A 22,420-nucleotide genomic window follows, 5' to 3' on the forward strand; every position below is an offset into this window, starting at 1 on the left:
TTTTCCCTAAACAACTACTTAGAGGCAAGCCTCGAAGCATTTAAATCTCGATTATAGCGTAAAAAATGATTGTATTTCATGGCTGCAATAAAAAAAGCCCGTACCCAATTGTGTGATCCCTACTTCACGTGAATCGGGGTTGGGGCTTTGATACGTTTAATTCAAAAAATACCAGAGAACACGCACTTGCTCAATTTGAATGCTGCTCAAATTAATTTGTATTAAATAACCTTAGGATAAAACCACAAAGCTTTCTAATCTTTATTATCGAGCAAGCGCGCACTAACTAACAGAAACTTTTCTCTGGATTGTTTTAGTTTTTGGCTAATTAACTAAACACTTATTCTAATACGATTTCTCCTGCATCAAGAGCTTTCTTAAGGTCCACGCGTACTGTTTTAACTGTGTTGAAGAATTTCTTTCCATCTTTTAATTTCACGTCGACCTGAGCCACGCAACCATTTTCTTCGGTTACTTCTGTAACTTCTATCTCTTTGTTGATGAGTGATCTGTAATTAGCTATTCCGCCACGCTTAATGATAAAATTGCTCTTCGGAAAATTGATATGTTCAAATGAACTCGTAGATGGTGAAGCAATTTTTAAAACATCCCCAGCCTTAAGTTTTGGAGTTGTGCACGTATCTTGGGCATGAATAGATAAAGTTCCTAATGCCATTGCGGCTACAAATAATATAGTCTTCATAAGATTGATATTTAGGTTATTAAAATTGTTCTACTACTTATAAAGCAAGGCATATGCCAGTAGATCAAAACTAAATATTCAAAATTTTAAAAAATTGAAAATCAGGGTGTTAGTTTGAATTCAAACTGTTTAAATAAAGTGGTGTTGGGTACAGAATACCCGGGTTGGATACAAATTACCCACCTATACGGGTTTTGCTTAGAATACCACAAGCAAATGAAGCCATTTTCAATACAAACAAGTCTTTTAATTAAGAAAGCTCACAAACAGTTAAATACACAAGGTGAAGCTTAGTCTTTTAGAAAAAAAACAGGATTAACTTATTAATCAAAAAAAACAAGCCAAATAAGACCATAATTAAAAGAATCATTTGCACGTAAAATTTTAGTTGGTTTCGTTTCATTTCATTTTAATTAGACCAAATGAGTATTTAGTTAATGTACACGTACTGGAGTTTATCTACGTTCTAGCAAAGAAAGTTTCTTATAGACCGTACTTTGCAACGCTCTAAACGCTTTCAAATGTTGAGTAAAAAGACTTCGATGAAGGTCATGTTCACGATTCCATTTCAGATTATAAGTTTCATGTCCATATTCTTTTTCTTTTAACAACCGTTGTTCTTGTCGAAAAATCGATGCCATAAACAACGTGTTTTTTCTCCGGAAGGCTAAGAGATTATAGTTTATGTCTATATTCTTTAAAAGTTGCTTTTCAATAACTGCTAATTGATTTATCTCGGTAGTCAAGTTTTCTAAATGCGTCATCCACAGGTTCAACTCTTCAATATCCTTGTTGAAGAGTTGAATTGTAAAAAAATAATCTTGAGTAGTGCTCATTGCTGAAATTCATTCATTTACTTCAAACTCTTTCTAGAGTTAACTTAAGTTATATAGCCTCTATACTGTTTAAGAGCTTACATTTTAACTTAGAACACTGTTCTATATGATAATTAAATAAGACTCTAAGTTGCTCATGCTGATGCTGATAATAGTACTCACAATCCATATCTTCGCATTCTCTAATTTCAGTAATCTGATTTAAATACTTACCAAGCAAATCAAGCAGTACGCTTGTTTCAGCCTTTTTATCGGTCAATTTGTGGATCAAAACTTCTGATTTAAAAGATTTTCTTTCTCCTAACCAAACAAAACTTTCTAACTCCTTAGCGGTTAATTTTAGAAGAGTCATCCAGGTTTGAAGTTCTACGTAATTATTTTTTTGATAAAGGTCTACTTCATTGTCGTGTGCATAAATTTTTGTATCCATTATATAAAAGCTTATCAATTAAAATTCGTTTTGAGCAGCACTGCCTAAGCCCAATCAAGACTCATTATTCTGTATTACAGGATATTACCATCAATCGAAACCTGCTGCTGAAAAACCCCTTTGATCAAAAGTGATTTAGACCCATTAGGAAAATCCCATATTACCTCATCACCTGTTGAGTAACCAATCAATGCAGCTCCCATAGGAGCCATCACCGAAATTCTTTTTTCAGCCAAATTGCTTTTTGCCGGGGATACGACGTAGAAATCCTGTTCCCAATCTTCCCATGCAACAATAACTTTACTGTTAAACCGAACCACATCTTCAGGGACTTCGGGATCATCACAAATTATCGCAGCCTGTAATTCTGCATTTAGATTATTAATTGATTTACGTACCAAGGGATCGTCTAAATGATACGAAACATTCATAATGCGTTTCAAAAGCACATATTCTTTCTTTTCTAAAATCAAGCTTCCATATTTCATAATTTCTAATTTGTTTATGGGAAAATCCCGCGTTGTACATAGGCTTTCTCAATGCGTTCGATAGCCAAAATATAGGCTGAAGTTCTCATGTCTATCCCCCGCTCTTCTGCTGTCCTACTTACATTTTGAAAACTTGTACGTAACTTATTTTCTAATTTTGCTATAACTTCATCAAGTTTCCATAGCTCTCCATTTCTATTTTGCAACCATTCAAAATAACTGGTAATAACCCCACCGCTATTGCATAATATATCGGGTATGATGGTGACTCCTTTATCCAGAAGAATACGCTCTCCTGCTGCATTTATTGGTCCGTTTGCTCCTTCTGCGATCAGGCTCGCTTTAATACGTTCTGCATTATCTTCGGTTATCTGATTACCCAAAGCAGCGGGTATAAGGATATCACAGTCTATGCTGAAAAAATCATCTTTATTTATTTCTAGGGTATTCGGAAAATTTTTAATACCTGTTCCGCTGGTATTCGCATAGTTAAAAAGTGCTTCTACACCAATGCCTTCTTCTGAATATATACTTGCAAAAGCATCTTGAACCCCAACCAGTACGGCTCCATCTTTTTCCATAAAATATGCGGCCCAGTTACCTACATTACCAAATCCTTGTACGCTGTATTTCTTTGCTTTAAGCGAAATATTATTCGCATCTGCCCATAACTTAATACAGAGATAAACACCATACCCTGTAGCCCTGTCGCGGCCTTCTAAACCCCCAGAACCCACAGGCTTTCCCGTTACAACATGCTGATAAGTTGAACGTTCAGACGGACTCTTCGTAGACATGTAGGTATCTGCAATCCAAGCCATAGTCTGGGCATTTGTATTTACATCTGGTGCCGGTATGTCGTGTTCAGGACCTATATTATCACCTAACGCATAAGTGAATCTTCGCGTAATACGCTCTAATTCTGATTGAGAGTACAGTTTGGGGTTTATCTGAATCCCACCTTTTGCACCTCCATAGGGCAAGCCTGCTAAAGAGGTTTTCCAAGTCATCCACATCGCTAATGCTTTTGCTGCATCAACATCTACAGTATCGTGATAGCGCAATCCCCCTTTGTAAGGACCAAGTGCATTATTATGCTGAACTCGATAACCCTTAAAAATCGCCACTTCTCCAGAATCGAGCTTTACCGGGAAATGAATGATGATCTCATTTGTCGTGACACTAAGTATTCTACGTATATTCGGATTTAAATCTATTTGATCTGCTGCATTATTAAATTGCCCAAGCACATTTTCTACCATTCCAGTAGCCTGTGTTTTAGCACTGGTTTTTTGAAGTTTTTCTTTTTCTAGCGTTATCATAATTTTTAAAATGATGTAATTTCAATTAAGGTTTAGGGTTTTGTCAAAGTGTAGGCGATGATTTTCTGTTTGAGGAAAATCATACTCGCTACAAGACCACACCTGATCTTTATACGCGGTCAACACACAAGTTTTTAAATGAATACAGCTGAGGCAAATTGAAAATGAATTCGTTTTCATAGTATATAATTTTCACCCGAAAATTGAGATTAAAATACTTCGAGTACGTTTACACAACCATTAAAACAAGAGCCTTGCCAAACAATCTAAACCCATAAGCATTACACCTCTAAAAGACTAATTACTAGAACAGTATGCTTGTTTCCCCAAAAAAATAATAATAAATCTGTAAACCTTATTTACCCGACTGGATAATTAGCACCCGAAATTAACACAAAGAGCCCCGACCTTATATTAAGACCGAAGCTCTTATAGATTTAGAATAAAAAGACTCGTGCTAATCCTTCAACTTTTCCCGCAAAGTTTTACGGGTAATTTTAAGTATTTCGGCCGCTTTGGTTTTATTATTCCCGGTTGTTCTAAGGACCTTTTGAATGTACTTTTTTTCCATTTCACCCAATGTTAGTAATGCTTCATCAGGAAAATCTAACTTGTATTTAAGGTGTTCGGGCAAATGATCTATAGTGATGTGGGTATCACACAAAATCACGGCCCGCTGTATAACATTTTCAAGTTCCCGAATATTTCCAGGCCATTGATAGCGCTTTAAAACTTCTAACACGTCCGGATCTATTTTAACGAAACGGTCTTTGTATTCTATACCATATTTGAAAAGAAACTTATCAACGAGTAAGGAAATATCGGACACCCTTTTACGCAATGGTGCTACTGCTATCTCAACGACACTGAGCCTGTAATACAAATCTTCCCTAAAGCTTTGGCTTTTAATCATTTCAAGCAAATCACTATTCGTTGCAGCGATAACTCTAACGTCTATCTTCTCAGCGTTTTGAGACCCGATACGCATGACTTCCTTTTCTTGTAAAACCCGTAGCAATCGGGCTTGCACTGCAAGGGAGGCATTGCCAATTTCATCTAAAAAAATAGTACCTCCTTGCGCAGCCAAAAAGGCTCCTTTTCTATTGGTATCTGCACCTGTAAAAGCGCCTTTGGTATAGCCAAAAAGTTCGGCTTCCAGTAAATTTTCAGGAATACCCCCACAGTTTACTGCTATAAATGGCGCTGTAGCAAACTTACCGGAGTAGTGAATAGCACGGGCTACGAGTTCTTTTCCTGTTCCACTTTCACCCGTTATAAAAATAGTTGCTTTATTATTTTTTACGCGTTCAATAATTTGAATGACATCATTTATCTTTTCAGAAGAACCTATGATTTCTTCATGCGTATTTTTTGCCCCTGTAGCGGTAGAAGATTTTTGAGAACCACTATCTGAAGTTTTAGGAATTGTACGCGCAATAGCCGCTTTCAATTCATCTTTTGTAAAAGGTTTCGTGAGGTATTCTAGCACCCCAGATTTCATCACCGTTAGTGAATCCTGTACAGAAGGATACCCGGTAACTACTAGCTTAGGTAGATTGGGATAGTGCTCTGATACAAATTTTAAGAGCTCAAAACCATCTATCTGCGGCATTTTAAGATCTGTAATCATAAGATCTATATGACTATCTCGTAAAATATGCACCGCCTCTTTTACAGAGACCGCACGATAGGTGTGATAGTTCCAAGAATGTAAATGCCGCTGTAAAAGCTCTAAAATGTGCAAATCATCATCTACAATAAGTATATTCTCTTTTCGTAATCTCATGCTTTCCTATTTAGGTAAACGAACACTAAATATAGCGCCTTTATCGGTATTGTTTTGAGCTACAATACTGCCCTTATGACTAGCCACAATACCGTGCACTACACTAAGCCCTAATCCAGAACCTTCGCCTGTAGGCTTTGTGGTAAAAAAGGGCTGAAAAACTTTTTCTAAAGCCTCTTCACTAAGTCCTGGACCTTCATCAAGTATTTTCAGAATAATGTGCTCCGTGTCTTGAAAGGCCTCGATAGTTACAACACCATTTTTAGGGGAAAAATAAATAGCGTTGATTATAAGGTTAAAGATAATTTGAGTAATCTGCACAGTATCTGCCTGAATGACAAGCGCTTCTTCTTCAATCTTCACCTGATAGCTCACCTGTTCTTTTCTAAACGTCGCTTCTAATAAATCGAGTGAATCATAAATATGCGGAACGATATTGATATGTTTTTTTTCTTTTGGCATCGCACATGCAAAAAACATCAGCTTCTTTACTACTTCTCTTGAAAAAATCGTGTTCTTAATTATCTTATCAAGATCTGAAGCAGCTGTTTTATCAGCTGCCATACTCTCTTTAAGTAATTCTGCAAATCCTAGGATATTTGCTAATGGAGTATTAAGCTCATGAGCTATTCCGGCTGTTAATTCTCCCAGTATCGAAAGCCTGTCTGCGTGCTCCATTTGCCTTTTTAGTAGACTTTCATTTTTTTTAATAGCAACACGTTCTAGGAAATCTCCTATTTTAAGTGCTATATTATCAATTAATTGCTGCTCTTCTCTTAAAAAAGACATCTCCTTTTTTTTGAGAGAAACCACTATAGCTCCTTCTTCTTTATTGAATAAATATATTGGAGATGAAATGCTTGCTTTGTTATCAGAAAATCCAGTCTTAATCTGGGTTTTACCTTTCCTTATTAATATTCCTGTATATTCTGGAAATTGAAATGCTTTTTTTAAACTGAAAGCAATAGCCTGAAATGTTTCTTCCTGATATTCAGGATCAGCATTCACCAAAATCGAAGAAACCTCATAAAGACAGGTCAACTCTTTAATACGCTCTTTTAAAGCCTCTTCAGTAGCATTCATATTTTATACTATTAATTTAAAGTGTAAGCTTAACCAGCACTATTGGGTTTAATTCTTAAAATAAGATACCCTATAATTGCAGCTATTACCGAACCTATGAGTATTCCCATCTTTGCTGATAAATTGTAGAAGGGATCACTTTCAAAAGCTAAATTAGAAACAAAAATAGCCATCGTAAAGCCTATTCCGGCAAGAAATGATGTTCCTATAATATGCCGTAGCGTAATATCTTTAGGTATATTGATAAGTTTAATCTTTTTAACAAAAAGAATTATAGCTGTTATTCCTATACTTTTCCCCAACACCAACCCTAAAATTATATTTACAACCAGTTGTGTATCTAATGCTACTTCACTGGTAAGGTTTACACCTGCGTTAGCCAGTGCAAATATAGGAATGATTAAATAAGCAACCCAGCCATGCAAACTGTGCTCCATATGTTGTAAGGGGGATTGATAACGACTGGTCCAATCTTGAAGATCATCAATTTCCTGTATTTGTTCTTTACTTAGAATAGGTTTTTTAGAGATTGCTGACATTTTAATAGTTGAAGTGATTGCGACTAAGTTCTCTATAAATTCAGGCGTATTGATTTTTTGCCTAATAGGAACCGAAAATGCCAGTAGAACTCCTGCAAGTGTAGGATGAATGCCTGATTTGAGGAATAAAACCCAAATCACCAATCCGAAACTTATAAGTATAAATTTTGAATAGTACTGTTTATAAGACAATATATAGATGAAGACCAAAAGAATCAGTGCGATTATTAGCATTGTCAAATTAATCGTTCCGCTATAAAAAAAAGCAATCACCACTACGGCTCCTAAATCGTCTACGATAGCAAAGGCCGTTAAAAAAATTTTGAGGCTTAAGGGTACTTTTTTACCTAATGCATTCAGAATAGCTAAAGAAAAAGCAATGTCTGTAGCCATAGGTATACCCCAGCCTTTCAGGGTTTCAGGATTTTGATTTAAAATCAAAAAGAATGCAACCGGTACAACCATTCCGCCCAATGCTCCAAAAAGCGGAAAGGCCATTTTTTTTAAAGAGTTTAACTCACCTATAAGCACTTCGCGCTTTATCTCTAAGCCAATCAAAAAAAAGAAAATGGTCATAAACCCATCATTAATCCAGAGAATTAAGGGTTTGTACAATTCAAAGCCTTCCGTTTTAAAACCTATTTTATAATTCCATAAATCAGAATAACTATCTCCTAACGAAGAGTTAGCCCATAACAAAGCTAGGAGTGTTGCTAACAGCAGGAGTATTCCGCCGGAGCCTTCAATTTTTACAAATTTTTGGAAAAGAGTTTTGCTGAATAGGTTTTTATCCATAGTTAGAATAGAGATTATGATGTTAGATTTACAGGCAGTAGCTAGTTGTTGAGCTCTAGTATTACTATTAAGAGCTCTTTTTTACTCTATAAAAAAGAGTAATTTGGATCACGATCCCAATAACGATAAGAAAACCAATTTCTAAAGTTGAAATAAGTTTACTCGTATTCAAAGATTTCTGGGCACTATGCATTAGATTTTCACTCTCATGTACCTGTATTTTTGACAAAGTAACCAGAGCATCTTGCATCGTATCAAGAGTATTAAAAATTTCCGTTTTTAACCGTTCAAAATTGGCGGTTTGTTGAATTATTTGAGGTTCTAATATTTGTATTTTTTCAAAACTCTCTTGCAGGCCTCTCAATTGGCTTGACTCCTTCCCGGTTAATTTTGTATTCTGAAAATCAGAAAGAAGTTTTGCTATCTTTTCATTATTCTCAAGCAATTTTTTAGAAATAGCACTGTCTTTTAAAGCCAGCCTTTTCGCGGCTAACATGTTAGAGATAGAAAAAATATAATCCTGTACCAGTACCCGGTCTTCAAACACTTCATTTACCGATTTCTGAGCGGTTTCAAAATGATGTTGATCAATTTTATTGGTTGCCAGAACCAATAAAAACACCACCGAAAGTGCTAATATCGTGTTGATGCGTTTTGCTAAAGGTAAGTTTGAAATCATAATAATTTGCTTTAAAACAGGTTTTATCACTAAAAGCAAAATACTCACCACAAATCACCACCAAACAACAACCAATTGATTATCAACAAGGTAAACCTAATCAGCTCTAAATAAGAAATTTCCTATCGGGTAATATGGAATCAAATTGGGTAATAAAGACCCGCTCTAATAATAATCAATCAATAAAAAAGGCTTCCGGAATGGAAGCCTTTTCAAACCAAAATTCAATTATTACTTAAAACGTTAAAGTCAATTCGTTTTGAGAAGACCAGTCAGAATAGATGATTTGATTGTCTTTCACTAAACCAATTCTAAACTCACGTGCAGTTTTGCGAGTTCCTTCGGTTTGTTTTACACTTACTTTTAAGGTGTTTTCAGCAGTTTTGAATGCTGAAAAATCTAAGATCGCATAATCGCCATCCTGATAACCAAAACCTTCTCCGGCATCATCATACAGGCTTCCGAAAGCATTTCCTGATTTATCGGGATTGATTAACAATGTGAGCTTTTTTGTACTATAATCTTCAGTGCTTTGAATTACCGGTCCCATAGGAACAATTGCTCCATCACGCAATTTTACGATTGCCTGATAGGTATCATCCGTTTCTTCAAAGGCGATGTCTTGCCAATCCCCTTCAGGCATTTTTAAATCCTCTGCCCAACGCGGAATAACCAATAGATTTTCACCCAATAGAAAACTCTGTTGCTCTTCTCGTAAATTTTCGTCCTGAATATCAGCAAAAAAAGTAGGACGCATAATCGGCATTCCTGTGGTTGCTGCCTCGTGAAACAAAGTATACAAATAAGGCATCAAACGGTATCTGCGATTGATTGCTGTACGCGACACATTCTCAATCTCTTCCCCAAAAGCCCATGGCTCCTGATCTTCGGTTTCGTTAGACGTGTGGTTTCTGGAAAATGGGTAATATGCTCCTAAAGCAATCCAGTTTCCGAATAAATCTGCAGACGGACTTTTTGTAAATCCTCCAATATCGGGACCGTTAAACGGCTGACCCGAAAGACTCAGGTTTATAGACATCGGGATCGACATTTTTAAGTTATCCCAGGTTGCAGAGTTGTCTCCCGTCCAGGTCGCAGCATAGCGTTGCCCGCCAATATAATTAGCTCTGGAGAGTACAAAAGGGCGCTTCTCTGGATTCACAGCCATGATTCCTTCACGACTAGAACGCACCATTAAGAGTCCGTATACGTTATGATAACGCAAATGCACATCTCGTGGTAAATCGCCTCCTCCCCGGTGAATATTGTTATCTGGCATAGAACCACCCGGACCGTCAAAAACGGCCGGCTCGTTCATATCATTCCAAACCCCGTCAATTCCCAGATTCATAAAATCTTTATATAAAGAAGCCCACCATTTTTGTGTTTCAGGTCTGGTATAATCCGGAAATGCAACCTGACCCGGCCACACTTCGCCATTATATTCATTACCTAGCGAGTCTAAAACCCAGTGATTGCCTGCACTTCCTTCTTGATAAACGGAATACAATGAATCTTGTTTTACACCCGGATCTATCATAAATACCGACTTGAAGTCTCTGGCATGGAGATAAGCATTCAAGCCTTTAGGATCAGGAAATCCTTCAGGATCAAAAGTGAAGACTCTAAAGCCGTCCATATAATCAATATCCATCCAGATTACATCTGCCGGTATTTTTCGAGTTCTAAACTCGTCTGCTAAGTCTTGCACATTGGTATCCGGAAAATAGGAATAACGCGACTGCTGATACCCCAAAGCCCAGATTGGCGGCATTGCCATCGTTCCGGTGAGTTCTCCAAGCGCTACCATAACCTCTTGTGGTGTTTCTTTGTCGATAACAAGAACTCTAAAAGAAGGCCCTTCGCTGATGATATCAACTCCGTTTTTTAAACGAATTTCTTGTCTCCATGAATTATCTGCCAAAATACCAAAAGAGCTTCCGTCGGGACGTACACCCAAAACCCAGGGATGAGCCTGATAAAGCTGCTTTCCTTCAAATTTTCCGTATTCATAATTGTCAGTATTCCAAAGCGTAACCTCAGAACCGTTGCGACGCAGGTCACCAATAACTTCACCGGTTCCATAAAGATCTATATCGGTATTTAAATCAAAATGTACTGAAGTTTTTCCGTCTCTAGTAGTAAACTCCGGTTTGATCGTCCAGCTTGCCGGAAGCGAATCGCGCTTCGGTAGCTCTTTAAGCACTGCCAGAGAAGGAAGCGTATGAATCGAGTCGAAATCTTTTGGATAAAACACAGCAACGTCCGGTTCTGCCAGACTCGCCGATTGTGCAAAAGCAGTTTGTAAACCTGCTGTTAATGCTAAAATATACAGTAATGTGAATTTCTTCATTTTTAAAAAACTAGTTTAATTGAATAATCATTGGGGTTTTTGCCGCTACCGTAAGTGTATCGGTCAGCGCAATAGTTTGAGACGTGATGATGTCTGTTCCGCTTGGGGTTTTAAGGTCTGCTGCAAAACGCGCGAGGTCTAACGTTTGGTCGGTTTCGTTATTATTCAAAACCACCATCACCTGATCTGCGCCTAAACTTCTGAAATAGACATAGACATTCTGCTCCGGAATATACTGGGTGAGTTCTCCTGAGTGAACGGCTTTTGACATTTTTCTCCAGTTGAGAATTTTCTTGGTAAAGTCAAAAAATGCTTGTTGTTGTTTTGTTCTTTCGGAAGCGCTAAAAGCATTTTGCTCGTCTGCTTCCCAACCTCCGGGAAAGTCTCTGCGGATATCCCCGTCTCCTTTAGACTTGTCTCCACGCATCCCTAGTTCTGAACCGTAATACAACTGTGGAATACCACGTGTGGTCGCGATAAGACTAAGGCCTAACTTATATGTATTGATGTCCTGATCGTAGATGTCGTTAAACCTGCGGGTGTCGTGATTCTCTAAAAAAACTAAAAGATTATCTGGATTTGGATATAGAAAATCATTAACGAAATTGTCGTAAGCCTTCATGATCCCACTTCCCCAGCCGCCTTCTTCTGCAAACATGTGCTCAACGGCATTGTGCAGCGTAAAATCCATTACGGAAGGCAAATAGGTATTGTAATTTTGTATAGCACCGATCTTGCTGTCTTTTTGCCAGTACGCAATTTGCGCCTGGTTGTGCAACCAGACCTCGCCAACAATGTTGAAGTTAGGGAACTCGTCCATAATGGCTTTGGTCCACGTTGCAATACCTTCTTTATCATTATAACTGTAGGTATCTACCCGCAAACCATCAAGGTCTGCGTATTCTATCCACCAAATTGCATTTTGAATGAGATAATTGAGCACCAAAGGATTTTTCTGATTGAGATCTGGCATGGTTTTTACGAACCAACCATCTACACAGTATTTAAAATCGCTGTCCGATTTATGTGGATCAAACTGGGTTTCCATTCTATAGTTAGACTGTGCATAGCCGGGAAACTGATTGATCCAATCGTAACTGGGTAAATCTTTTATCATCCAGTGTTGTGCTCCCCAGTGATTGGTCACATAATCCATAATGAGCTTCATATCGCGTTTGTGCAATGCTGAAGCCAGATTTTTATAATCTGCATTGCTTCCATAGCGGGGATCTATGGTGTATACATCGCTCTGCGCATAGGTGTGATACGAATAGGCAGGATCATTATCTTCAAGAAGTGGAGTGCTCCAGATAGCCGTAACGCCCAACTCCTCTAAATAATCCAGATGCTCTGTAATCCCCTTGATATCGCCACCGTGTCTTCCACCGCTTTTGCTTCGGTCTAATTTATCGTCTAAACCTTCTACAGAATCATTATCAGGATCTCCATTAGCAAAACGGTCTGGCATCAGCAAATACATCACATCGCTGCTGGTATACCCTTCCCGAGCTGCAGAATTTTCAGCTCTTTCTTTCAATTCATATTCCCGGGTAAATTGCAGCTTTCCTTTTTTCTTAAAATCGAAATGAATCGTTCTGGCTGCTACATCTTGAGTTTCAATACTCACAAAAATATAATTGGGATTTTCGGTTTTAATCACTCCGGTAACCGGAATTTCTTCTCGCACCGAAATGCTAAAATCTGCAATATTGGTTCCGTAGAATAGTACCTGTATTTCAGACTTCTCCATCTCTGCCCACCAGAACGGTGGTTCTACCTTTTCCAGTTGCGCATAACTGCTATAACTATACAGACAACTCAATGCCAGCAGGATAACATGCCTTAATGTACTTCTCATAATTCTTGCTGTAAAAGCAGCCTTTGTCGTTAAAACAAGAGGCTGCAATGGTAGTTCTGTTTTAGATTACTGCATCACAGACCAAACGGCATAGCCGTTTGCAGGAGCTTCTAACTGCGCTCCGCCATCTACGTCGGTAATGGGTGAATAGGTCGTGTTTTCAGAATAATCCATCAACTGTACTCCATTCCAACCGGTAGCGATTGTACGTCTTTTTGTACTGCTGTTAGAGGTGATGTATACAATAAGTCCCGGATTGTCTGCATTACCTTTTCGCTTTGCGATATACTCATCTTCATCTGTGTACAAGACTTCCAAGTCTCCGGTAGCCAACGTATTGTGAATGAGGATCAACTTATTCAACTGCTCCTTAAACGCTTCATTCTCGTAGTCCAGGTAGAAAACCGTAGGATAACCGGGATGCGTCATGATAAAAGCATAGGCCTTTAATTTATTGGAAGACTCAATATAGTTATCGATGTTTCCATCTTTTTCGGTATCGTGATTAGCTGTGAAGGTTACCGCTTTGTCCGGATGGGTTTGCCATACCTGATCTCTGGTCAAATACGTCAAGTCATCGTTACGGTCAAAAGCTTGTTCCATTCTGTAAAATGCGGCAAAGTCAAAAGCACCACTGCCGGTAGCTTCTATGTGCTCGCGGATGAGATCTGGATCTCCATCCCACAATTCACTTACTGAAAAACCACCCACTTCTGCCAACCAGTCTTTAATTACAAACGATTCAAAACCCAATACATAATCAAACCTCCAGCCGTCAAAGCCCATTTCGTTTTTGTAATAGTTTGCTACGGAATTGTCCTGTTTCCACAACCAGTTTTGAACGCGTTCTCTGTGGTGGTCTAAATTGGTTTCTGCATAAAACAAACTACCCGGATCGTAATTACTCACGCTATTGGGATAAAAATCTTCATAGTTTCTGTTGAACATTCCCGAAGCATTACCGTGGGTTTCATCAAAAAGACTATAGGTATCTTTATCACGATACGGATTGTACTCCAGACCACCACCCGAATTGTGATTCAATACAATATCTGCGATCACTTCCAGATCATTCTCGTGAGCGGTTGCGATCAAATTCTCCAGATCTGCACGCGTTCCAAAACGAGTTGGAGTCGTCCCATGCTGCTCAAAATTTCCAAAATCATAATAATCAGACACATCGTATCCCATAGAATACCCACCTGATTGTCCTTTTGTAGCAGGGGGTAACCAGATACGGTCTATACCCGCTTCGCTCCAGTCTGCAACTTTACCGGAAAGGGTATTCCACCATTCAAAACGAGGCTCAACATCCCAGTAAAACGCTTGCATCATGACTCGGCTACCGTTATCATAATCTTCTAGATTAAGTGCCGTAAATTCAACAGGATCTACAACTCCGCTATCCCCATCCGTTGGTACCTCGACGCTGTCATCTGATGCACATCCTACACTCAAGAGTAGTATAAAAAGATACAGCAATAGGTTTTTAAAAAAAAATTGTTTCATATACATTCTATTTAAAAAAGGCTGCACCAGGCAGCCTTGACAAATTAGTTTTTAGATATAGAATAGGTGTATTGTCTTGGATTGCTCAGATCTAATGTGATCGTATAGTTCCCATCTTCTGGAATACCGATATTTTGATTCGTATTAAAGTCTAAGGTACCATCTGCATCAGTATCACCAAAATTGATATCCCACGCATCATTCGCTCTAAATTTGATTCCATTATCTGGAGCTTCCTGCTCGGTAAGGTCTAATGTTACACTCCAGGTTTTTGTTGCTGAATCATACACCATATCGGTATCGCTATCCCAACCGGTAGGTGTTGCATTACCGATCACACCCCAACTTGTTTTAGTAAGATCATAGGTCAATGCGTCTGTATCTACATTTACAATATAGTAACCACCGGTTCCGTCAGGAGTACCCGCGTTTACTTCACCTTCCTGTACGAGCGTTCCTGAGAACGTACCGTTATCTGCACCGGTATCCCCATAATCCCCATCAAAACTGGTGTTGGCAGGTAAGAATTTGAATTCCGGAGTTTCTGAATTGATAAATACATAACCTTCATAAGCTGTGTTTCCTTCAGCAGCAGCTGCAAGCGGCACTGCATCAGCCGGTGTCCAGTCTGTACCGTAACCCCCAGATGCCAGGAAGTTACCCACTACAAAGATTTTAGGAAGATCTAACCCTTCTTCTGCCTCTTCGGGTAAGGTTACAGAAACTGCCATCACCTCAGAAAGTTGCTCAACAACATTGCCGGCATCGGCACCTACATAAGCACGCACTCTAAAGTAAACAGTTCCGTTATTGGGCGCTGCCGTAGTAGGGTCGTTATCAAGACCGGCCTCTCTAGCCAGTGCTAACATATTTGCCACCGTAACAGCCTGATTGGTTTGCGTACCCACGCCTATTACAGAAAAACTCTCAAAAGACTCAACAGAAGACCCTTGAACCTCATAGTTCACCGGAGTTTGCACACTGAAGTTCGCAGCATTCCAAACCAAGCGTTCTGCAATATTAGACGCATTGGAAGCTGTTAGATTGTACGTTTCTAAAGTTGAATTGGTAAACGCAATACCTTCAGGATCTGGCTTAGCGGTATAGGTAAAACCATCATCATCTGAACACGATGTGAAATTGAATAGTGCGATACACGCCAGAAATACAAAAGTTATTTTTTTCATGGTTGTCTTATTTATTAATAACCTGTGTTTTGAGTCAGGTTAGGATTAATCAAAATGATGTTACTGGGTAATGGGAATAATTTTCTGAAATCATCAACAGCAGTTCCTGATTTTGAACCGCCTTTAAAAGGCCACAGGTAACTCCCGGTTGTATAATCGTTGAAGCGAATCAAATCTGTTCTGCGTTGTCCTTCCCAATACAATTCGCGTGCACGTTCATCTAAAATGAAATCAAGATCTAAATCTCCAGAAGAAATATTACCAGCAGTAGAGCCAAATGCACGTGCTCTTAACACATTGATGTAGCCGGTAGCTGTATTGAGATCCCCACCGGATCCTCCTCTTAAAACAGCCTCGGCGTAGTTTAAGTAAATTTCGGCAAGTCTGATAACCGGTAAGTCGGTATCTACAAAGTCACCCCCTTCATCTACACCGGCGGCACCGGTAGCATCCACATTCTTAAATTTGGTAACCGCATAACCATCGGTAAAGGTGTTCGCAATGGTATTGATCTCCAAGCTTTGCCCGTCTGTATAGAATAGCGCTCTGCTATCTTCCCATTCAATAGGATTACCGTCTGCATCTGTATTACTAACAGCATAATCAAACTTATTCACCAAAGCTTTGGTGGTGCGTAAACCACTCCAACCTCCGTTTACACCAAAGTTAAAGGCATCCATAGAACCGCCTATTGCAGCGTGAACCAAAAAGGTCGTTCCCCCATAGGTTCTGGAATTGTTTCCGTCAAAATTGAGTGCAAAGATGAATTCGTTTTGTGCGCCGTTACTGTTGTTATCGGCTAAGAACAGTTCATCATAAGCAGACCCGTTTCCGTTAGCATCATTCGTGTTGATGCTGTACGAAGCATTGATCGCAAGGTTTGAAAACGCAATCGCATCCGTATACCGATCTTCACCCGTGAATACTTCAGCATTCAAATACAACTTAGAAAGCAAAGCCCAGGCCGCAACCCGGTCAACACGACCATACTCATTAGCCCCGCTATCTTTAAGCAAGTCTTGAATCGCTAACAATTCAGACTCTACAAAACTAAAAATCTCAGCTCTGGTGCTTTGCTCCGGCAACTCTGTAGAAACCACAGTAACCAAGGGTACGGCGCCGAATAGATCTAATAAATTATAATACGTAAAGGCACGTAAAAAACGAGCTTCTGCAATGTATGCTTCAACCTCAGCATTTTCATTAAGCAAAGCTGCGTTTTCTATAAACGAATTGGTAAAAGACACTTCCTGAGCCAGGCGGTAATACATACCTGTAGTAAAGTCATTACCCGCACCCCAGTTCATCGCGTGTAGATTAGGCAATCCCGGATCCCCCCAGCCTATTACCGCATGGTCTGTTGTGAGTTCATTTAAGCTAAAAAGCAAACGGGAGTATTGTGAAGTACCTTCATCAATTCCAGTGATATCCGGTTGTCCCGAAGGCCCCTGCTGACCGGTTAAAGCAAGACTCGCATAGAGTTTTGCCAAAGCTCCTTTAGCTTCGTCAGCATTCGCAAAAACATTGGTTTCCGTAAAACTGTCCGGATCTATAGGTGTCTGATCCAAATCGTCATGACACGACACTATAATAAGTGTTGGAATGACAAAAAGTAATTTTTTTATGTAATTCATGTTCATTTTTTTTAGAAGTTTAGATTTACGCCAAAAGTGAAAATTCGGGGTCTTGGGTAAAAATTGTTATCTATACCGCCATTGATCTCCGGGTCTAACCCTTCATAATCTGTTAGGGTAAACACGTTTTGTGCAGAACCGTAAAGTCTCAGATCTGAATCTTTAAATACCTCAGCAAAGGTGTATCCCAACGTGATGTTATCTAGCCTGAAGAAGGAAGCATCCTGAATGTAGTAATCACTTTGCAGACTGGTTTCTGTTATAGACTTAAAACCGGTATTGAAATAATCCCTGTGGAGGTTAGTCAAAATACTATTTTCGGTAGCACGCACTTCGTAAGACCTACTGGAGGCCATGTTGTTGTACGCATAGTTGCCTAAACTCGCTCGAGATACGATTGCCAGATCCCAATTCTTATAATTTAAGTTCGTGTTAAGCCCCATAGTCACATCTGCAAACGGACTCTTATACAGATAACGGTCGTCATCGTTGATCTGGTCATCGCCGTTGCGATCTACAAAGGCTCCTTCAATAGGGCGGCCGGACTCATCATAAATCTGCTTATACACCCAGTAGCTAAAAGGGGAATACCCTTCTTTATGGAGTTGTACCGTGTTACCCGTACCACCCGTAATACCTCCCACTTCTACCTGATCGGGCAAGTTTGTAATGGTATTGTCATTGTATGCTACGTTATACCCTATTCTCCATGTGAAGTTTTCAGTCTGAACAGGTGTTACGTTCAATTCAAATTCAATCCCTTTGTTCTCCATATCACCAATATTCTTATTGATCTTGTTAGAGAAATTGGTAAACGGGTCAACCGTTACAAAGCTGATCAAATCTTCTGTTTTCTTTAAATAGGCATTTATAGAACCGGTAACTCTGCTATTGAACAAAGCATAGTCAATACCTGCATTAAACGTTTTTCCCACTTCCCAGCGTAAGTCTTCATTATACGCATCCGGGCGATAGGTCTGGTAATAGGTATCTCCAAACTGATAGTTTGCATTCGAACGACTACCGGTATAGTTGGTCAAGAATAAATAATCCCCCAGACCGTTTACGTTTGCAATCTCACCATACCCCACACGCAACTTAAGCTGATTGATGGTTTCAGAATTGAAGAAATCTTCGTTATTGATATTCCATGCAACCGCAAAAGATGGAAAATACCCCCAGCGATCATCCGGGTTTAATTTTGAAGAAGCATCAGCTCTCATGGTAGCGGTTAACAAATAGCGGTCGTCATAATTGTAATTGACTCTACCAAAGTAAGAAAGTAAGATACTGCGCCATTTATCAATAAATTCTGCGTCGTTTCCTTCTTCTTGTGCCTCGCTGTCAAAACTGTAATTATCATACTCAAAACTTTGATACGAATACCCCGCAACAGCATTTAAAGAGCTTTTTCCGAAGTCTTTATCATACGTCAAATAAGCATCAAAAAGCTTATTGGTAGCCTGGTTGATGTAATTAGAATACGAACCGTTCCAGTCTAATTGCGCAGAGGGCATTTGATCAGAAACAATTGTTCTACCGTGACTGTTCGTTTTGTCCATCCCTACATTTACCGTAGCGGTTAGATCTGGAAAGAAATGCAGTTTGTAATCTACTTTTGCATTACCAATAAATCTTCTAATCTCTGCGGAATCCTCTTTCTCGTTAAGTAGCGCAATAGGATTTGTGGGTGAAAGGCTGTTTTGAATGAATCGATCTGCATCTGCGCTGTAGATGTACCAACCATTATAGTTAGCAAACGGTGAGTCATCCGTGTAAACACGCTTAGTAGGATCAAAATCAACTGAAGAACCAATAGCATCGCGGTTAGCAAATGTATTTTCGGTATACATCCCTCTACCGTTGATTTCTACTTTAAGATGACCGTCCATAAACGTAGGTCTTAAACTTACAGAACCGGTAGTTCTGGAAAAATTATCACCTCTTAAAACACCATCCTGATCCGTATGACCTACCGAAGCTCTTACCGGCATAAAACCGCCAATGTTTCCGGTAGCACTTAAATTGTGTTCAGAACCTAAAGCTTCTCTATAAATCAATTGTTGCCAGTCTGTAGATGCAGTTCCTAAACGAGAAATCGCCGCATCAGAACCTACACGTGTCACTAAAGATCTGAATTCATCCCCGCTCATCACGTCTACATAATTCGTAGGACGATACGTTGTTGTAGCACCTGAATAGTTGAATTTAAATTCGTTTCCTTTTCCCTTCTTGGTTGTAATCAGAATGACACCGTTTGCGGCCCTAGAACCGTAAATCGCTGTAGAAGAAGCATCTTTTAAAACGGTCATCGTTTCAATATCTGCAGGGTTGATAAAGTCTAACGGGTTTCTGGAACCACCTACATTCGTATTATCTAACGGAATACCATCTACTACATACAAGGGCGAACTATTCAAGGAAATAGAACCAATACCGCGTATGTTAATATTCTGACCTTCACCGGGCGCACCTCCACCTGAAGTTACGGTAACCCCGGCAATTTTACCGGTAATCAACTGCGAAGCCGTGTTGACCTGACCTTTATTAAAATCCTCGGTAGAAACCTGGTTAACCGCACCTGTAGCATCTTTTTTAGTTACCGTACCGTAACCGATTACCACGACTGCATCCAGACTGGTCTGGCTTTCTTCTAATGCCACATCTATCGTAGGCTGACCTGCGTAAGCAATCTCGACTTCTTTAAAACCAAGAAAAGAAAACAGCAAAACATCTCCCTCCTCAACATTGTTAAGGGTATACTTACCATCAAAATCTGTTGTAGAACCCTTGCTGGATCCTTTAACAATAATGTTTGCTCCCGGTATGGGCATCCCGGAAGCGCTTTCTGTCACTACCCCGTTCACCACATCCTGGGCAAAAATACTTACAGGCAGCATGAACACTAAGAGCCGGAAGCTTTTAAATAATTCTCGCATAAATTTCTCGTTCATTTATTAGATTTAAAATTGTTTTTTAACCCAATTGAACCTTGCAAACGTTTTCGTAACATGAAGAAAAAGCGCGTAGTTTTTTGCAAATACAAGAGGTGTTTAAAAGGATTATCAGGTTAAAATTGTATCTGAATTGGATAATAATCCACATACATCACAAAATTGAAGAAATTACGAGTGCTTACAACGCTTTGAAAATTTCATATAGAAAATAAAGACAAAATAAATAGTTCAATATTTTGAAAATCAACTATTTGAATATTTTAAGTTGCTTTTTTCATATAGAAAATTACGCTACAATTTGTCCCTTTTTAGAGCTTGAGACGGGTTCTTTCGAGAAGCATTTGGTCAAAATCTTTCTTATCTAAGAATGATTTATTCCTAATTTTTGTCTTATAAGCGTAAATAGAATTGACAGAATAGCCCAAAACCTGTGCTATAATTTCATTATGTTTAATTCCGAGACGAATTAAAGCAAAGATGCGAAGTTCTTTATTTAATACCTGTCCGTCTTTGATTGCTATTTGTTCCTCTTCTTTTAAAAGCGAATTAAATTCAACGATAAAATCAGGGAATAATTTGATAAAAGCTTCATCAAAACTCTGTAAGAGCTTTTTCTTTTCTTTCTTAAGATCATAGCTCTTAGAAAGGTATTTTATACCGTCTAGATTATCGGTTTTGAGGTTGTGATCTATGCGTGTTTTAAACTCTTTAAACTTTTCAAAAATATCTGCATCCTGCGTAAAAAAGAAACCGATGTAATCTTCTTTAATCTTATTAGCCTCCAGCAGCAAATCATTCAAGCTGTTGAGTTCTTCATTTTTAGAATTAATGGTCTCGTTGACCTCCACAATACGTTCATTTTTGACCTGAAGATCTTTATGCGCTACTAAAAGCGCTTGTCTGGCACGTTTCAATCTGCGTAATTGAATATAGGTTATTATAGCAAGCATCAATAAAACAACTAGTAGCACACTCAACATAATGTTTTGTTGTGATAAGCGTTCGCGTTGTTTTTCAACTTGATTGATTATTTGTTCTTCAATCAGTGGTAAAATTGCGCCCACTCGTATTTTGCGTTGCTGTGCACCGTAGGCTTCGGCATCCTCATTCGCTTTTTTAATAAAAATAGAAGCGAGTTTGACATCGCCACTCTGAAACAGAAACTCTGCCAGTTGAATCATAGAAAGATTCTCTTTAGCAGAAGATTTAATATCTGCTATAGAAGATTGGGATAGGTGCCTAATAGCTTTCTCGCGATCTCCCAATTGAATGTAAATATCTCCTAAAACCGAATTCACCACAGCCTGAGACCTCAGGTCTTGCCGCATATCTAGTGAAGGTTTAAGATCAACTAAAGCTTTGTCCAGATTACCATACTTATAGTTCAAGTAGCCTCTAAGCATAATATAATCCCATGTGTTTGGTGTCGCCAGCTCTAAGGACTTTTGATGGTACTCCTGCGCTTGTTTTCGGTAGCGTTCAGAGAAGTAGGTTATCGTGCTGTAATCTGCCATATCGCTGTAGCAACGCCCTAATAACCCATACAGTGAGAACCGTATATCTTCGGGAATATGGTCTGGATCGGTACCGTTTAAATAAGCCAGAGCCTCGCTAAACATTCCTGCCGACACACACACATTAGCCAGATCAAGGGTGGTCTCTGCAATAAGCCGCTGATCGCCTAATTCTTCAGCTAGATTTTTAGATTGTATTCCGTATTTAAAAGCAGAATCTTGCTTAAAGATTCGATATTCAAAAAAAAGGGAACGATTTAAAGCAAATCTCGATTTTAAATCACCTTCTTGTTGTAATCGAAGCAACTGGTACAACGAGTCTATTCGCTCTACTTTAATAGCATCATAGGCTGCAGACTTTTTGATGGTTTCCAAAAGCTCTTTAAAATTAGCTTCTTGTTGTCCATAACTCATCCAAGACTGAAAAAACAGCAGCAGCACTGCCAGCGGTAAAACCAGTTTGTTATAACAAATCATATAAAAGGCATCTCCTTGAAATAGAAAACAAGATAGCAAAAAAGCATGCTAAAAATTCAGTTACACCAGTGGAGGCTTTACGACCTGCAAACAATCCGGCAAAGCATGCAATGTGTTTTTAGTATCTAACGACTCTTTTCCTATGCTGTACCCTAAGGTACATGGGCTGCAATACTGTTTGCTCGTGAATCTTTAGCCCCCTTAAACCTGACTTTTTAAGCTTGAGAACCCCATTCACTCCCTTATCCGTTGAATCGGATCAGGCATAGG

16 protein-coding genes are annotated in these 22,420 nt (G+C 39.0%); all 16 read right to left on the reverse strand.

Translation table 11 applies throughout. From position 1 onward, the window contains the following. Positions 1-340: 340 nt before the first annotated feature. Positions 341-703 carry a hypothetical protein gene (locus DSM02_RS11330; RefSeq protein ID WP_128765741.1) on the reverse strand — a complete coding sequence of 121 codons (363 nt, stop codon included), beginning with the start codon at positions 701-703 and terminating at the stop codon, positions 341-343. 455 nt (positions 704-1,158) lie between these two features. Beyond that, positions 1,159-1,539 (reverse strand): hypothetical protein, encoded by a 381-nt coding sequence (locus tag DSM02_RS11335; protein WP_073099345.1) that lies wholly within the window; start codon positions 1,537-1,539, stop codon positions 1,159-1,161. Between the two features lie 49 nt (positions 1,540-1,588). Then, positions 1,589-1,969, reverse strand: a complete 381-nt coding sequence (locus DSM02_RS11340) for a hypothetical protein (RefSeq protein WP_128765742.1) — start codon at positions 1,967-1,969, stop codon at positions 1,589-1,591. 74 nt (positions 1,970-2,043) lie between these two features. Further along, positions 2,044-2,457, reverse strand: a complete 414-nt coding sequence (locus DSM02_RS11345; RefSeq protein WP_128761677.1) for a GreA/GreB family elongation factor — start codon at positions 2,455-2,457, stop codon at positions 2,044-2,046. Between the two features lie 14 nt (positions 2,458-2,471). Further along, positions 2,472-3,779 (reverse strand): Glu/Leu/Phe/Val family dehydrogenase, encoded by a 1,308-nt coding sequence (locus tag DSM02_RS11350; protein ID WP_073099348.1) that lies wholly within the window; start codon positions 3,777-3,779, stop codon positions 2,472-2,474. A 457-nt stretch (positions 3,780-4,236) separates the two neighbouring features. Then, positions 4,237-5,565, reverse strand: coding sequence for a sigma-54-dependent transcriptional regulator (locus tag DSM02_RS11355; protein ID WP_073099349.1), 1,329 nt, complete (start codon positions 5,563-5,565; stop codon positions 4,237-4,239). Positions 5,566-5,571: 6 nt separating this feature from the next. Then, positions 5,572-6,648 (reverse strand): sensor histidine kinase, encoded by a 1,077-nt coding sequence (locus DSM02_RS11360; protein WP_128765743.1) that lies wholly within the window; start codon positions 6,646-6,648, stop codon positions 5,572-5,574. A 29-nt stretch (positions 6,649-6,677) separates the two neighbouring features. Beyond that, the gene (gene nhaA / locus DSM02_RS11365) at positions 6,678-7,982 is read right to left on the reverse strand and encodes a Na+/H+ antiporter NhaA (protein WP_128765744.1); all 1,305 of its coding nucleotides are present in this window, start codon (positions 7,980-7,982) and stop codon (positions 6,678-6,680) included. A gap of 67 nt (positions 7,983-8,049) precedes the next feature. Beyond that, a complete protein-coding gene (locus tag DSM02_RS11370) occupies positions 8,050-8,661 on the reverse strand; it encodes an MCP four helix bundle domain-containing protein (protein WP_128765745.1) in 612 nt (203 codons plus the stop codon). 235 nt (positions 8,662-8,896) lie between these two features. Beyond that, positions 8,897-11,014, reverse strand: a complete 2,118-nt coding sequence (locus DSM02_RS11375; RefSeq protein WP_128765746.1) for a TIM-barrel domain-containing protein — start codon at positions 11,012-11,014, stop codon at positions 8,897-8,899. Positions 11,015-11,024: 10 nt separating this feature from the next. Continuing rightward, entirely contained in the window at positions 11,025-12,872 is a 1,848-nt protein-coding gene (locus DSM02_RS11380) for a glycoside hydrolase family 13 protein (protein WP_128765747.1), read from the reverse strand. 66 nt (positions 12,873-12,938) lie between these two features. After that, positions 12,939-14,381, reverse strand: a complete 1,443-nt coding sequence (locus DSM02_RS11385; protein ID WP_128765748.1) for an alpha-amylase — start codon at positions 14,379-14,381, stop codon at positions 12,939-12,941. Between the two features lie 44 nt (positions 14,382-14,425). Continuing rightward, positions 14,426-15,568, reverse strand: coding sequence for a SusE domain-containing protein (locus DSM02_RS11390; RefSeq protein ID WP_128765749.1), 1,143 nt, complete (start codon positions 15,566-15,568; stop codon positions 14,426-14,428). A 14-nt stretch (positions 15,569-15,582) separates the two neighbouring features. Next, complete coding sequence (locus tag DSM02_RS11395; RefSeq protein ID WP_128765750.1) at positions 15,583-17,202, reverse strand: RagB/SusD family nutrient uptake outer membrane protein; 1,620 nt, start codon at positions 17,200-17,202, stop codon at positions 15,583-15,585. A gap of 11 nt (positions 17,203-17,213) precedes the next feature. Continuing rightward, positions 17,214-20,156: a SusC/RagA family TonB-linked outer membrane protein gene (locus DSM02_RS11400; protein ID WP_240674037.1), complete on the reverse strand. Its 2,943-nt coding sequence runs from the start codon at positions 20,154-20,156 to the stop codon at positions 17,214-17,216. Between the two features lie 311 nt (positions 20,157-20,467). Then, entirely contained in the window at positions 20,468-22,150 is a 1,683-nt protein-coding gene (locus tag DSM02_RS11405) for a DUF6377 domain-containing protein (RefSeq protein WP_128765751.1), read from the reverse strand. Positions 22,151-22,420: the final 270 nt, after the last annotated feature.

It is taken from the genome of Leeuwenhoekiella polynyae (genome assembly GCF_004104075.1).
Classification (GTDB): Bacteria; Bacteroidota; Bacteroidia; order Flavobacteriales; family Flavobacteriaceae; genus Leeuwenhoekiella; species Leeuwenhoekiella polynyae.